This is a genomic window from Pseudomonas sp. RIT-562 (assembly GCF_026241895.1).
GTDB lineage: Bacteria > Pseudomonadota > Gammaproteobacteria > Pseudomonadales > Pseudomonadaceae > Aquipseudomonas > Aquipseudomonas mandelii_F.
On sequence record NZ_JAPJIV010000003.1, the window covers coordinates 43,987 to 58,582 of the forward strand.

A 14,596-nucleotide genomic window follows, 5' to 3' on the forward strand; every position below is an offset into this window, starting at 1 on the left:
GAGGTCATTTATGAAAGCACTGATTGCCGCTATGAGCCTGCTGATGCTGAGCGGATGCGCCACCACTGGCCAGGCCCCCTGGTCCGCACTGACTTCCTCCGCCAGTTGCGCCAAACCCAGTGCCGATCAGGAGCTGGCGCTGAACCTGGCGGATGACATGGCCAAGGACGGCAAGCTGCACGCCAGCCTCGCCAACCTGCAGAGCCTGCCGGACAATCTGGCGGACGTGCGCCTGCGCAAGGCCCGGGTCTATCGCTTGCTCGGACGCAGCGATGCCGACCCCTTGTACCGCAGCCTGCTGGGCAGTTGCCGCGCCGCCGAAGCCGAACACGGCCTTGGTCAACTCGCGGCTGGCCGGGGCGACAACGGCCAGGCCCAGGCACACCTGCAACGAGCCGCACGGCTCGCGCCGACTGACGAAAAAATCCGCAATGACCTGGGCGTGGTCTACATGAATCAGCTGCGCCTGGACGACGCACGCTTCGAGTTCCTGACGGCGATCGAGCTCAAGCAGAGCGATCAACTGGCAGCAGTGAATTTGGTGGCGTTGCTGATCTATCAGGACAACTGGCAACAGGCCGGCGAACTCGTCAGCCGCGCGGGCTTGAGCCCGGAACAATTCGGCGACGCCAAGGCTCGCGCCGAATCACTCAAGGCCCCTGCCACACGGCCGTCCACCAGCGGCCAGGTGGCGCTCGTCACTGACTCGATGAAGTAGAGGAGAACACCATGAAACTGATCATCCTGTGCTGCCTCCCCCTGCTGAGCCTCCCAGCCCTGGCCCTCGACGCCGGCCCCTCTTCACCGCAGCAGCAGGAAACCGAAGGATGGCTGGTGTTGCAGAGCCGCAATCAGGCGGCTTCCAACATCCCTCAAACAGCCACGGCCGCCGAACGGGAAAGAGCCATGGCGCGGTTCCTGAAAAGCTTCGAGTATCCGATTCCGGAGTTTTATGAGCAGGATACTGGGGGGACTTTGGAGGGGAATTGATGGCGATTCTTGTACCTGTCGGAGCAAGGCTCGCCCGCGATTGAGATCTGCAGTCGACACATTTGCCGCAGACACACCGCCATCGCCGGCAAGCCGGCTCCTACAAGGGCTCGTGTAGACAAAACAAGCGCAGCGCGCCGGCTTGATGCCTTGGTCGGCCCGAAGGCCGCCACGGCGAGGCTGTTGATCGCGGACGCCCATTAACCACGCTGGCCGAACGCAGGCATTGCGCAGCGGGGAAACCGGCAAGGATGCCGGTTTAGCCGCGCTGGGGCAGGGACGCCCCATCGCGGCGACCCGCGGAGCAATGCCTGCGTTCGGGCACACCGAGCCTAGGCGAGGTGCCGAGTGGTGGGGCAAAAGCGCTTTGGTTACTTTCGCGCTTTTCGAAAGTGACACGCCGTAAGGGCGGAACCAATAGAAGCCATTACCGCAGAAATGGATATGTACCCAAGACCAGATCAAAAGATCGCAGCCTCGTTTCACTCGGCAGCTCCTACAGTTTGAACAAGCTCAACCGTTGGAACTGCGGCGGGGCAAGCCTTGCTCCCACAAGAGCAACGGCAGCCCCAACTCCCAGTGCGTCCTGAGCCTCTGCCGTAGAGTGATCAGTGCGCCGTGACTCTCTGCCGCAAACCCGAGTTATTAGGCTACAACGCCAGCGCCAACTGCGTGCGATTGTGCATGTGGGTCAAGCGCAAAACCTGCGACACATACAGCTTCACCGTGTTTTCGGTAATCCCCAACTCGCAGGCGATCTGGTAATTGGTTTGCCCCTTGCCCACCAACCGCGCCACATCCAGTTGCCGAGGCGAGAGTTGATTGAAGACCGGTGGAATTTCCAGCCGCTCAGTACCGCCGAACGGATCTTCTCCAGACTCGGACGCACCGCGCCGCGATGGGCTGCGCCGCACCTTGTCCAGGTCCTGATACAGATCATCGATGGACTCGGAAAGAGACTGCAGCTTCTGATTCAAGTGCCCCAGCTGCAGACTCTTTTGCCGCTCGTGCAACACCGCTTCCTGGCGGCGCAAACCGTCCAGCAATTCATCCAGGTCGATAGGTTTCTGATAGTAGTCGGCAAAGCCCGCGCGGAGCGCCTTGATCACATCCTGCTTGTCCGCGCGGCCAGTCAGCATGATCGCTTCGAACACCCGGTGATTGCCGCACAGGCGCTGCAACTCCTGAACCAGCTCAATGCCATCCATGCCGGGCATGTGCAGGTCACAGAGCACCAGCCCGACATCGGCGTCATCGGTAAATCGATCGATCGCTTCCTGACTGGACTCACAGGGAACGCACTGATAACCACTGCTCCCGAGAAACTCGCTAAGTTCTTCGACGATCAACGGCTGATCATCGACTACAAGGACTTTTACCGCCGAGGTGAGCTTGTTCACGTGCTACTCCATGCCGAAGCCAAACACTGGCTATTCCTGTACCGACAGCCACAGGCTGTACAACTACGACTGACTTGAAAGTAGACGCACTTCTCGACTCTGTACATATGACAAGCGATTAGCGGAGACAGGCCATGGTCAATGCAGCCCCTGCCAACACAAAGGGCGCAAATGGCTGTTTTTTTGACATTTGTGGGCTCATGTAGCGCAATCGTTCTCTAAGTGATTGACGCATATACAGCCAGAGTTTTGGCGAAATCAGTAACCACAAAATACTCGCGATTCCCGCGCCGATGATCGTCCCAAGAACGTGCATACCGTCCGTCGCAAGGCCCAAAGCTGTCACTAATTTCACATCACCGGCGCCCATTCGACCCATCCAGTACCCCGGGAGCGTGAAAGCCAGCGCCAGCAAAAAGGCCTGCCCGCCCTGAACGGCCTCGGCACCCAACCAGGTGTTGCCGGTCCACAGCAACCAGGCCAGCGCCAACACGCCAACGCCCAGGGTCAGGACGTTGGCAATGTGTCGTTCTCGAGCGTCCTGGGCGGCGCACACCATCAACCAGATGATCAGGAAAAAACTCTGCATGAGGTAAAAGCCGTCCGTTTTGGCTGAATGATTCTATGCTCAGATTACGTTGTGATTGTCAGGGTAGACGCACACATGAAAACCGCCCTCCCCCGTAAACAAAAAGGCGCCGCGGCGATTGAATTTGCCTTGGTGTTCGTGATCTTTTTCGCAGTGCTGTACGGCCTGCTCAGTTACACCTTGCCATTGTTGCTGATGCAGTCGTTTAACGAGTCGACCGCTGAAGCGGTACGCCGCAGCGTGGCCGTGGACCCGACCACCGCCAACTACAAGCAGACCGTCGAGACGCTGGCCACCAGCGTCCTGACGCAACGCCTTTCGTGGATTCCACCGGCCTTGAAATTCAGTGTCGCCAGCGATGCGAAAGCAGTCTATGCCGCCGGCGTTCTGACGGTAAGCATCGACTATCCCACCAGCAAATTGAACAGTGTGCTGCCGTCCCTGGTACTGCCTGGGATCGGTCCGATACCCAATCTGCCGACCACACTCAGTGCACAATCGAGCCTGCAATTTTGAGTGCCGGCGATACGTTGCTCGCGCGCCTGCTGCAGCGCCAACCGGCAAAAACCCTTATCACTGCGCAGGCCATGAGCGCGCCGGGAGTCGGTTTGCACATCCAGCTGGATGCGGCGGGTCGGGTGATTCAGCTGGCGGGACCGCTCAGACATGCACTCGCCCGTGCGGCCCCGCACGCCCAGCCGCTACCGCTGCGCGACTACCTGATGCCCCACAGCTGCCTGTCCGTCGAAGGTACGCCTGGGGATTGGCTCGGACACAGCCTGGACCTGGATTTCCAGGGCCTGGGTGACCGGCCACTGCACCTGCGCGGCTGGGTGCAGCCCCAGGCCGAAGGTTGGTTATTGCAGTTGCTGGACATCGGCGATCTATTGCTTGAGCGCCGTCAGGCGCGCAGCCGCGAGCAGTGTCAGCGGCTGGCAGCCCAGATCAGCGAGCCACTGCGTCTGTGCAGCTTGCCGCGCCTGCCGCAGGTACTGGCCGAACAACTGCGAATCCTCGCCCAACACTTGCACATCCCCTGCATTGCCGTGGCGCTGCTCGATGAGCTGGAGCAAGGCTGGCAGGTGCATGAGCAATCCAGCACCTCAGGCGCGCCGCAGTTATGGCACAACGGTCAGCGCCTGGGCACCGGCCTCGACACCTTGAGCGGCTGTGCTCCACAGCATTTGATCAGCGCCGAGCATCCACGCCTGCACGATATTTTCGGCAATGCCGAGGGCTTCGCCGTGCCCTATAACGATGCCCAAGGCGTGGCGGCCTGGTTGTTGTGTGGTTTTTATCCGGTGCAACAGCGTGCACCGGACTTGAACCCACGCGACTGGATGCAGCTGATGGCCGCGCTGGCCGCGCCCCTGCTGGAGCGTTTGCGCGAGCAACGCCACCATCTGCACCTGGAGCGCCTGGAAGCCCTGCAAACCCTGCTCGGCACTGGCTGGTGGGAGTTTTTCAGTGATCGCCAGGAGCTGCAGTTGGCCCCCTCGCTGGCCAGCGACCTGGGCCTGGATCAAGCGCTTTTATCAATGCACGATTGGCTCGCACAGGTGCATCCCGCCGATCGCGAAGAGCTCGACGCACGCCTGCGCGACCTGCAGAACAACAGTGCGCCCCTACTGCTGTGCATACGGGTGCTGCGTACGGATGCCGCGCAACCGGCCACCTGGTATCGCCTGCAAGGCCAGGCCGTCGGTGCGGGAATACATCGCCGAATTATTGGTTTCATGCTCGACATCAGTGACATCAAGAACCAGCAGCAGAACGCGGCGACGGCGCATGCCCGGCTCGACAACCTGATCGCCAGCTCACCGGCGGTGATCTATGTGCAGCGCTACGTCGAGGGTGCGCTGCTACCGACGTTTTTCAGTGAAAGCCTGTTGCCGTTACTGGGCTTTTCCCTGGCCGACTGCAGTCCCGCAATGCTGGTGGAGCGGGTGCACCCGGATGACCGCGACCAGTACTTCGAACGCACCCGGCAGTTGCTACGCCAAGGCTCGGTGCAGGCGCGTTACCGGATGCGCGACAGTCGCGGCGATTACCACTGGCTGCTCGATGAAGCCCGCCTGCTGCGTGACGATCTCGGGTTGCCGGTGGAGGCGGTAGGTCTGTGGCTGGATGTCACCGAGGCCACCCAGGCTGCCGAGCAGGTCCGGCAAAGCGAGGAACGCTATCGCATCCTCGTGGAAGATTCCCCGGCGATGATCTGCCGTTACCTGCCCGACCTGACGCTGACTTTCGGCAACCGCCCGCTGGCGGCCTATCTGGAATGCTCGCCGCAAGCGTTACCCGGAGTGAATCTTGGCAGCTGGATGTCATCGGAACAGCGTGAGGCGTTCGTCTCGCGCCTGGAGCAACTGAGCCCTGAGAGTCCAGTGAGCACTGCGCAAATCAGTCTGCAACTGCCAGGACGTGAACATGCCTGGTGGATCTGGTCCGATCGTGGGGTGTTCGATGATCAGGGGCGGCTGCTGGAAGTTCAGGCCGTGGGCCGCGACAACACCGAACTGCGGCGCTCCCAGCAACAACTCACCCAGAGCGCAAAAATGGCCACCCTGGGCGAAATGGCCACGGGCCTGGCCCATGAAATCAATCAGCCGCTGAACGTGATGCGCATGGCCATCGTCAATGTGCTCAAGCGCCTGGGCAACGGCGATGTCCAGCTCGATTACCTGACCGAGAAGCTCAAGCGCATCGACACCCAGGTCCAGCGCGCAGCGCGGGTGGTGGACCACATGCGCGTGTTCGGTCGCCGTTCCGAGATCGAGCAGCAGCCATTCAATCCATTGCACGCCATCGAGGGTTCGCTGGCGCTGCTGGCCGAAGGTCTGCGCGGCAAGGGAGTGGAACTGCGAGTGGGCGAGGCCGGTTTCGAAGTACAGGTGCGCGGTCATGTCGATCAGCTGGAACAGGTGCTGATCAATCTGCTGGTCAATGCCCGGGATGCCCTGCTGGCCAGGCGCGAGGCTGATCGCGAGTTCCAGCCGTGGATCGCCCTGGAGGCCGAACGGGATGCGCAACACGTGCGCCTGTGGGTCGAGGACAATGGTGGCGGCATCGATCCGCGACTGCTGGAGCGGATCTTCGAACCCTTCTTTACCACCAAGCCGGTCGGTGTCGGCACCGGGCTGGGGTTATCCGTGAGTTACGGCATTGTCGAAAACATGGGCGGGCGGCTGAGTGTGAGCAATTCGGCAAACGGGGCGCGGTTTTGTATTGAGTTGCCGATAATGCCCCAGGGGCCGCTTCGCGACCCAACGCAGGCTGCTCCATGAAGCGTGTTTGCGGGCAGTTTAAATTACCAGCCCGGCGCGTCCCGGTGGCTTGCAACTGAGGTTGGCGCCGACTTCGACTTTATTCAGAGAGATGCCGAGGGCGGACAGCAGGTTGTCGAGGATGGGGTCGAGGACTTTGCTTAGCAGCCCATCAATGACCACGCCCAGCGTGTTGTTGACCGCATCCAGTGCCCCCGCCGCTGTCGCCAGCACATCACCCAGTACGTTTGGAGCGACAGGCTTGTAGGCCTGCACTTGAACACCGGCGAGCGAGGCTTTCAAACTGTTGACGATGCCCTGCGTATCCATGTCGTAAAACAGTGGTGGTTGTTTTATCTCCGGAGGCTGGTTGTAAACGTGCGTACTCGTCGCGCCGAGCAGCGGCGAATCGACCTTGACCCCAAGCCCGCCGCCGTAAAACGGCTTGCGTGTCGACAGATCGCAGGTTTCCGGCCCTAATCCCAGAAGAGGAACCTTGCAGGTGACAGCGCCCACGTCGATTAAAGGCAAAGGCTGCACCGTTACGTCTGCCGAAGAGGAGAATGCGTTAGTCGTGTCTATCTTGCCAACCTTCAGTTTCACCAGTGCCGAATTGGTCTGGGTGGTCAGGGTTTTGGTGGCATCACTGACGCAAGTGTAGCCAGTGACGAAGCTGTTGGCGCTCCCGACTTCCAGGGCTATATCTATTCTGGATGTCGGCAATATCTGCAAATTAGTCCGCTGGCAGGTGCCACCCAAGGCACAGAATACAGACTGAAGGGCACCCGCAATATTGAGGTGCAATACATTGTTCAAGGCATCAGCCACGCCGGACAGTAACGACGTATTCAAGATGGCAGCGGGCAGCCCGGCCACTCCCGTCAACAGCGGCGGTAGGTTGAGGGACAATACGGTCCGCACCTGCGCCGTGCGCACGAATATGCGATTAGGTCCCTCCCCCGGTTTTACCTTGTCCACCAGCGCCGGATTCCCCACCGCCGACAACTGCGGCGGCTCGATCACCTTGACCTGCACCGAGCCGTTGACCAACGCCGGAATATTCAGCGGGAGATCGACCACTATCCCGTTCTGGCTGTTGGCCAATTGCACAAAGGCTTCCACCAGCTGAAACACCTGCAGGTTGGTATTCAGCGCCGACGAGGGCGTGCCGGTCTGCAACTGCAGCAGTTGGCCTAACGTAAGTTCGGTGCTGCCGGCGATAACCTTGAGGTCAGTCAGGCCGCTAACGGCCACGTTCGCGGTGGTCCCGCCGGCCTGGAGCACGGTAATGGCGGTATCCAGCAAGCGGGTCAGGGTAATTTTCTTGTTGAGCAGCTCGGTGTAGTTGCCGGCACTGACGTTGACGTCCAGGGCCAGTTGATTCAGATAACTGAGCAGATTGATGTTGGTATCGACCAGGCCTTGCCAGCCCGCCACACTCAGGTCCAGCTTGCCCCCGAGCATTTTCCCCAGCAGCAGGTTCAAGGCTGCGGATTTGCTGGAGTCGACCACCAGGGCGGTGCTGCCAATGGTCAACATGGCCAGGGGCGGCAGCACTGCCGGAGCACCGACCGCAGTCGCCGTGAGCTGGGTGTTGAGGCTGACCGGGCCGGGACTGAACAGCGCACCGACACCGGCGGCGATGCTGGTCGGGACCACACGAGTGGCAATCACTCGAATGGCTTCTTTTTTAGTGGCGTCCGGGCTGAAGCTGCGCAGTTTGTCGGCGCCGGTCTGCAAGACTCCGCAGGTGGTGGTCAGGGTGACGCCGTTGGCCACGGTCAGGCCGTTGCGGCTGGCACTTTCAGTGGAGTATCTGGCGGCGGTGAGATTGGCCAGGCAATCGCCGTCGCGCGTCACGGCCTCAAGAGCCGCCACATCGGCGACTCGCTGCAGCTTGCGCTGCTCCAGATAAAGCCTGCCACTATCGAGCACCAGCAACATGAACAGCATTGCCAGGCCAAGGGTCAGCGCTGCCATCAAACCGATCGCGCCACGTTGTCGGGTCGGGCTGTGAAACTGCATGCGGGGAGACATCACGCACTCCTTTGCCGGCGTACTGCCGAGGGGTTACCTCCATGGGTATGAGGGAGTGTAGACAAGGGTTGGCGTGACTGCCGGACTGTGGGAGCGGGCTTGCTCGCGAAGGCGGTGTGTCTGCCTCATCATGGTTGATTGACACAATGCCTTCGCGAGCAAGCCCGCTCCCACAGGGGGTTGTATGTGGGCTATCTAGGTGGGTAGTTGGCCAGGATTCGCGCCACGGTCTCGCGGATCGCGTTGCTGCGATCAGCCGGGTTTGGCGAGCGGGCGAGCATTTGTTCGTCGCTGCCGCGCCACACCAGCTTGCCGTCCTTGCCATCGAGCAGGTCGACCTGGATCGTGGCGACCTTGTAGGTGATGTTGCGCGTTTCGTTGTACATCGGCCCGCCCCAATAACCATTCCACGGATTACCCCAGGCACCGCCGTAGTTGGTGGTGACCTGCTGCTGGCGCTGCTCGACAATCAGGTAGGTCTGCACGCTCAGGTCGCCCTTGGTGCCGGCGGCGGCCGGGCGCAGGCCGCGCTGGTCGAGCTGCTCGGTGACCGATTGGCGAATGCGCTGCTCGGTCAGGTCGCTCTTGATCCGCGGATCATCGGGCCGATATTGCAGGGCCGGTTCTTTCCAGTTCCAGCTGCGATACGCAGCAAAATCGCGACTGGCGTCAAAGTCATGGTTGACCTGGTCCGAGGCACAAGCGCCCAACAGCGCGACCACGACCAGTAAAGCGAGACGGCGGAACATGATGATTCTCCGGATATCGGCATGAGCCTGCGGAACGCGTCTTATCTACTGAAGCTAACTGGGAGGATACGCCGACATGGCCTTTTCCACAGCCTCCCTGATCGCATCGGCCCTGGCGCTCTGCTTGCCCTGGTTACTGGTTTCGGCACTGGCACTCCACACCGGCTGGCCACTCTGCGCATCGAACATGTCGACCCGTACTACCACGACCTGCTCCTGGTAAGTGCGCACGATCGGCACGGTGTTGTACATGCCATAACCGCTGCCGCAGCAGTGGTTGTAACCGCCACCGCCGTAATAACCGACGCCGCCGTAGTAGTCATCCCGGACCTGACGCAAGCGGGTTTCCAGGTGCAGGTCGGCGCTAACGAACAGGTCGGCCGGGCGATTGTCGTGCAACGGCCGCAAGCCGCGCTGATCCAGCGCGTTGCTGACGGCTTCGGCGACTTGCGCCGAATCCGCCCAGGCGGTCCCCGGCGGCAATTGCCCGTTCAACCAGGCCCAGCTGCGGTACCGTCCATAGTCGCGCGGCGGTGCCGGATAGGCGCTGCGGTCGAAGGTGGTCGCGGCTTGCGGCGGTGCGGGGGGCAATGGCCGGGAGGTCGCGACATAGGGGTTGCTGCCCTGACAGGCCGCCAGCCCCAGGCAGACCATCAGTAAACCCGAATGACTTTTCATCTTGTGCTCCGATCAGATCGGCCGACAGATCCAGTGCAAATAGCGCCCAAGCCCGGCAAAGCTTGGGTGACGGCGGTGTGCGAGTTCCATTTCAAGCAAGTCCACCAGTTCCGCGCGGGCCTGGAATTCCACCGGCATGTAGTCGTGGAAAACCCGCACCCCGCTCTGTGTTTCGACCCGCCACAAGCCTTCAAGTTGCGCCGCAAGTTCTCGCGGGTCCAGAGGCTGTTGTGGCGTCAGGCTCTGTTTTTCGCCCGCCATGTCGTTCTTGCGCATCTTGCGAAAGTGGCCCTTGAGCAGGTTGCGATAGATCAGCGCATCGCGGTTGTAAAAGGCCAGGGACAACCACCCATCTTGCCGGGTCAATTGATGCAGCACCGGCAATATCGCGTGGGGCTCGGCCAACCATTCCAGCACGGCATGACACAGCACCAGGTCGTAGGGCTCGGTGAGCTGGCCGAGCAGATCCTGCCACGGCGCCTGGATGAAAGTCGCCTGTTGCCCGGCCTCGGCGAAGCGCTGGCGAGCACCTTCAAGCATCGGTTCGGCAGGTTCGGCGAGCGTGACATCGTGACCTCGCTGGGCCAGCCATAACGACATGTGGCCCAGGCCGGCACCGATGTCCAGGACGCGTAACGGCCGGTCCGGCAGGGTTTCGGCCAGGTCAGCCTGGAGCACGGCCAGGCGGATGGCGCCTTTGGCCCCACCGTAGATTTTTTCGGCAAAGCGTGTCGCCAACTGATCGAAATGACGGTCACTCATCAGCTGAACCGCCGTTCGCTATCTGCCAATTTGCTGCGTACCACTTCATTCATGTCCAACCCCAACTCGCTGCACAACAACAGAAGATAAAGCACGATGTCACCCACTTCCTGGCCGGCATGTGCGAGTTTGTCGGCGGGTAACTGGCGCGACTGGTCTTCGCTCAGCCACTGGAAGATCTCCACCAGCTCGGACATTTCCACGCTCGCAGCCATGGCCAGGTTTTTCGGGCTGTGAAATTGTCGCCAGTCATTGCGGTCGCGGATGGCGTGCAGGCGTTCGGTCAGTTCAACAAGGTTCATCGGGCTCTCCTGAAGACGTATAGCTTCACGGGGTTGGCCCAGGACTGCAAGCGTATCGATGGAGTGTCGAACTTTGCCCCATAATCCACAGTCGATGCCCTGTACAGGAGCTGCCGCAGGCTGCGATCTTTTGGCATAGTCATGAGCGCCAAAGACCAAGATCAAAAAATCGCAGCCTGCGGCAGCTCCTACGGGGCCCATCATTCTCTCAGGACGAACTTCACATGCAGGTAGAAAGCTTTTTCGAATGGCTCGGCCAGGCACTCGGTTCGGTTATCCGTTTTATCGTCGACGGCCTCAGCGGCCTGTTTAATCTGTTGAGCCATGCCGGGGCCAATTTCGTTGAAGGGCTGTCGCGGGCGCTGGGGATGGATACTTCGATCATCAGCATCATCGCGCTGATCCTGGGCCTGATGCTGCTGTGGTCGGCCATCCGGGCATTCATGAATGCGTCGATCATCATGGGCATCATCTGGCTGCTACTGGGCTTATGGTTATTGAGCTGGATAATCCACTGACACACAATGGCTCCCCCAAGGAGCCTGCATGTCCAATCTGAGCAACGACTGGCGCGATCGCCCGACCCACCGCAGGGTCTGGGCGCTTGCCGCGCCCATGATTCTTTCCAACATTTCCGTGCCGCTGGTGGCGCTGGTCGACAGCACCGTCATCGGCCACCTGCCCCATGCCCATCAACTGGGCGCCGTCGCCGTCGGGGCCAGCCTGTATACCTTCCTGGCCTGGGGCATGGGCTTCCTGCGCATGGGCACCACCGGGTTCGCCGCGCAGGCGGCCGGACGTGGCGATGGCGCGGCGTTGCGGCAGATCCTGTTGCAAGGCCTGTTACTGGCCATGGGCCTGGCGATTATCCTGGGCGCAGCAGGTGTGCCTTTGAGCGGGGTGGCGCTGCACTTCATGCAGCCTTCGGCGGAGCTGGACCAGCTCACCCGCGAATTTTTCCACACCCGCTTGTTCGGCCTGCCGGCTGCGCTGGCCAGTTATGCACTGGTCGGCTGGTTCCTCGGCACGCAGAACGCCAGGGCGCCGCTGGCGATACTGCTGAGCACCAACCTGGTCAACATTGCCCTGAACCTGTGGTTCGTTCTGGGCCTGGAGTGGGGGGTGGTCGGCGCCGCCCGGGCTTCGGTAATTGCTGAATGGACCGGTGCGATCATCGGCCTGCTGATGACCCGCAAGGCGCTGCGCGCCTACCCCGGACACATCGCCTGGGCCGCACTCGCGGTTTGGCAGAGCTGGCGAGCATTGCTGGCGGTCAATCGCGACATCTTCATTCGCAGCCTGGCGCTGCAGTCGATTTTTTTCCTGATCACCGTGCAAGGTGCGCGGCTGGGCGACGCCACCGTGGCCGCCAATGCGCTGCTGCTCAACGGCCTGCTGCTGACCGCTCACGCCCTGGATGGCCTGGCCCACGCCGTGGAAGCTTTGTGTGGGCATGCCATTGGCGCCCGCGACCGGTCGGCGCTGCGCCGTTCACTGGTGGTGGCCTGCGGCTGGTCGCTGCTGGCCAGCCTGGGTTTTGCCGTGCTGTTTCTGTTTGCCGGGCATCTGTTCATCGAGATGCAGACCGACATCCAAAGTGTGCGCGACACTGCGTTCATCTACCTGCCCTACCTCGCAGCGCTGCCCTTGATCGCCGTCTGGAGTTACCTGCTCGATGGGCTGTTCATCGGCGCTACGCGGGCTCGGGAAATGCGCAACGGCATGCTGTTGACGGTGGCCCTGCTGCTGCCCTGCGCCTGGGCGCTGCAAGGCTTGGGGAACCACGGCCTGTGGCTGACGTTTCTGCTGTTCATGTTGCTGCGCAGCCTGACGCTCGGCGCGTTTGCCTGGGCGCTGCAGCGCAACGATGGCTGGTTTGCCGGCAAGGCGCACTAAGCCAATGTCGCCACATTTCAGGGTTGGTTGTTCTGCCACAGGTGGCGCAGGCATGCGAGCTGTTCCCGCGGGGTCAGTCCCGACAGGGTGCGGGCCGGTGTGCGCGCAGGGTATTGCAAGCGCAGCCACAACCACTCGTCGAGCACTGTTCGCTCGCTGAAACCCAGCGCCAGGCCTTCCTGAAGATGGGCCCACAGGCGCTCGTAATCGGTCCTGGTGGTTTCACTCCATCGCCAGGCATGCTGCTCCAGCAAGCAGGTTTGCAGCTTGTCCAGCTGGCGCTGACTCAGGCTTTCCTGGATCGCCAGGGGGGCGGTTGCGAGCCCCGGGTTATTCAGCTGCTGCCAGCCCTCGCAGCCAATTGCCCGGTCCGCCCAGGTTCCACCGAACCAGCGCAGCTGGCTTATCGGCCCGAGCCAGCGACTCAATTCGCGGGCATCGCAAGCGTCGAAAAAGTAGCTCGCGGTGTGCGGACTGTAATAACTCAACAGCGCCCGATGATGCAGCCCGACCGATACCGTCATCATCCGCCGCAAATGCCTCAGCAACTGTGCGGTCGACGCTTCGCTGCACAGCAACAGGCCGCGCCAGATGTGCGGTTCGTTGCCGCAGCGCTCAGCCAGTACCGGGTAATCGTGCAGATCAACCAGCGCCGGACCTTGTTCGCGCAGCGCGTGCAGCTCGGTGCCCTCGAATAACCAGGCGCGCGATACATCTGCGAGCACGGCGTCTGCCTTGGGCGTCCCCGCCACGTCGAGCAGTAACCAGCGTGCAGTCGGGCCGCTCATGGCAATTCCCCCGCGCCCAGCCGCATGGTCAGCCGGCATGTACAAAGTGTCTGCGCGCAATGATTAAAACTGCCGCCGCCTGGCAGCATGCACAGCAACAGCAGCGGCTGTCCCGAGCGCAACTGTTGTATAAGGCCCTCGGTACTTGCACACTCGTCAACAGGGCGCTGGGCTTGCTGCGCCGTGGGTGAGTGGAGAAAGCCGGTGATGAGTGGGCGATCCGGGTCACCTTCGATAAAGCTCACCACCACCTCGTCCCCTTCACTCAGTTGCAGCAGCGAATCACTGCATAGCTGTTCGGACACTGGCAGCCAGCAATGACTGGGCGCTGCGCCCTCGCCCTCATACACCCAGTCACACTGCACCGCCACTGGCCTTGACGGATCAGTCCGGGCTTCATCAACCTCGACCACCCAGGCTCGCTGCAGGCTGTGCATGCGAGGTTTGACCGCGACTGCGGGTGATGCCGGCCCTTCGACAAACACCAGGCAATGGCCGCGCTTGTGGTGCTCGAAGTAGTAATGAATGTTTTCCTCGGCGCACAGGCGTTGCAGGAGCTGCAGGTCCGACTCGCGATTCTGCATGCAGAAATCCCGCAGAGGATAATCCCCACGCAAATCGAAACGCCGATCCTCCTCGGTGATCCCGTGTTCCTTGAGCACCTGGGCGAGAATCTGCGGCACCGAACGGGCACTGAAAATACGCTGGTTGTGGCGTTGGGACAGGCCGCTGAGCTTGGGCTGCAAGCGTACATGGCAGCGCCTCGGCCCCGGGCCATACTGCGACTGGACCAGCTCGTGCAACTGTCCGTGAACACCATTTCCAGGCGCACCGAGGTGCAGATATGCCGAGCGGTACAGCAGGCTGGCAAGGTCCAGCTCGGGATCATCGAGCAGCACTTCCAGCTCGTAGACGAACGGCTGGCTGATGGCTTCAGTACCAGTGAAGTCCAGGACTTCGAAGGAATGGAACAGACCTGCTACATCCAGACGAATTGCAGGCTCGGTGGCTGGATTGGACATCGGCGATTCTCTACTGGAGGGGTGCAGCCTGGATTCTCGCTGAGAGAGATGGCTGAGTAGAGTGCCGAAGTGCAACTTGGGAATTGGACTACGTGAAATGAGGAACAAACGCTTTTGATC

General features: G+C 61.3%; 15 protein-coding genes. 6 read left to right on the forward strand and 9 right to left on the reverse strand.

From position 1 onward, the window contains the following. The first annotated feature begins 10 nt into the window (after positions 1-10). Positions 11-718 carry a tetratricopeptide repeat protein gene (locus ORL50_RS05120; RefSeq protein WP_266010704.1) on the forward strand — a complete coding sequence of 236 codons (708 nt, stop codon included), beginning with the start codon at positions 11-13 and terminating at the stop codon, positions 716-718. 11 nt (positions 719-729) lie between these two features. Then, entirely contained in the window at positions 730-990 is a 261-nt protein-coding gene (locus tag ORL50_RS05125) for a DUF3613 domain-containing protein (RefSeq protein WP_266010706.1), read from the forward strand. 650 nt (positions 991-1,640) lie between these two features. Here the strand turns inward: ORL50_RS05125 and ORL50_RS05130 are convergent. Both ORL50_RS05130 and ORL50_RS05135 read right to left on the reverse strand, forming a co-directional pair. After that, a complete protein-coding gene (locus ORL50_RS05130; protein ID WP_266010708.1) occupies positions 1,641-2,390 on the reverse strand; it encodes a response regulator transcription factor in 750 nt (249 codons plus the stop codon). A 118-nt stretch (positions 2,391-2,508) separates the two neighbouring features. Then, entirely contained in the window at positions 2,509-2,979 is a 471-nt protein-coding gene (locus ORL50_RS05135) for an A24 family peptidase (RefSeq protein WP_266010710.1), read from the reverse strand. A gap of 75 nt (positions 2,980-3,054) precedes the next feature. Between ORL50_RS05135 and ORL50_RS05140 the strand changes: the two genes are divergently transcribed. Beyond that, entirely contained in the window at positions 3,055-3,495 is a 441-nt protein-coding gene (locus ORL50_RS05140) for a TadE/TadG family type IV pilus assembly protein (RefSeq protein ID WP_266010712.1), read from the forward strand. Further along, a complete protein-coding gene (locus ORL50_RS05145) occupies positions 3,492-6,263 on the forward strand; it encodes a PAS domain-containing sensor histidine kinase (RefSeq protein ID WP_266010714.1) in 2,772 nt (923 codons plus the stop codon). The genes ORL50_RS05140 and ORL50_RS05145 overlap by 4 nt, the downstream gene beginning before the upstream one ends. A gap of 18 nt (positions 6,264-6,281) precedes the next feature. On the opposite strand, the gene ORL50_RS05150 is transcribed toward ORL50_RS05145, so the two are convergent. From ORL50_RS05150 to ORL50_RS05170, 5 genes are all read right to left on the reverse strand, one after another. Further along, a complete protein-coding gene (locus ORL50_RS05150; protein ID WP_266010716.1) occupies positions 6,282-8,279 on the reverse strand; it encodes a pilus assembly protein TadG-related protein in 1,998 nt (665 codons plus the stop codon). A 191-nt stretch (positions 8,280-8,470) separates the two neighbouring features. Continuing rightward, on the reverse strand, positions 8,471-9,028 hold the full coding sequence (locus tag ORL50_RS05155; RefSeq protein ID WP_266010718.1) for a DUF4136 domain-containing protein: 558 nt from the start codon (positions 9,026-9,028) through the stop codon (positions 8,471-8,473). Positions 9,029-9,082: 54 nt separating this feature from the next. Next, positions 9,083-9,706 carry a DUF4136 domain-containing protein gene (locus ORL50_RS05160; RefSeq protein WP_266010720.1) on the reverse strand — a complete coding sequence of 208 codons (624 nt, stop codon included), beginning with the start codon at positions 9,704-9,706 and terminating at the stop codon, positions 9,083-9,085. Positions 9,707-9,718: 12 nt separating this feature from the next. After that, the gene (locus ORL50_RS05165) at positions 9,719-10,468 is read right to left on the reverse strand and encodes a methyltransferase domain-containing protein (protein WP_266010721.1); all 750 of its coding nucleotides are present in this window, start codon (positions 10,466-10,468) and stop codon (positions 9,719-9,721) included. Continuing rightward, positions 10,468-10,770: a MazG-like family protein gene (locus ORL50_RS05170; protein WP_017336358.1), complete on the reverse strand. Its 303-nt coding sequence runs from the start codon at positions 10,768-10,770 to the stop codon at positions 10,468-10,470. The genes ORL50_RS05165 and ORL50_RS05170 overlap by 1 nt, the downstream gene beginning before the upstream one ends. 224 nt (positions 10,771-10,994) lie before the next feature. Here ORL50_RS05170 and ORL50_RS05175 point away from each other — a divergent pair, with 224 nt between their 5' ends. Together ORL50_RS05175 and ORL50_RS05180 are read left to right on the forward strand one after the other, a co-directional pair. Continuing rightward, entirely contained in the window at positions 10,995-11,288 is a 294-nt protein-coding gene (locus ORL50_RS05175; RefSeq protein WP_162439119.1) for a hypothetical protein, read from the forward strand. 28 nt (positions 11,289-11,316) lie between these two features. Further along, positions 11,317-12,666, forward strand: coding sequence for an MATE family efflux transporter (locus ORL50_RS05180; protein WP_266010729.1), 1,350 nt, complete (start codon positions 11,317-11,319; stop codon positions 12,664-12,666). A 17-nt stretch (positions 12,667-12,683) separates the two neighbouring features. Here the strand turns inward: ORL50_RS05180 and ORL50_RS05185 are convergent, their stop codons facing one another. Both ORL50_RS05185 and ORL50_RS05190 read right to left on the reverse strand, forming a co-directional pair. Continuing rightward, positions 12,684-13,454 (reverse strand): DUF4123 domain-containing protein, encoded by a 771-nt coding sequence (locus ORL50_RS05185; RefSeq protein ID WP_266010731.1) that lies wholly within the window; start codon positions 13,452-13,454, stop codon positions 12,684-12,686. Beyond that, a complete protein-coding gene (locus ORL50_RS05190) occupies positions 13,451-14,476 on the reverse strand; it encodes a contractile injection system protein, VgrG/Pvc8 family (protein WP_266010733.1) in 1,026 nt (341 codons plus the stop codon). Before ORL50_RS05190 ends, ORL50_RS05185 begins: the two co-directional genes overlap by 4 nt. Positions 14,477-14,596: the final 120 nt, after the last annotated feature.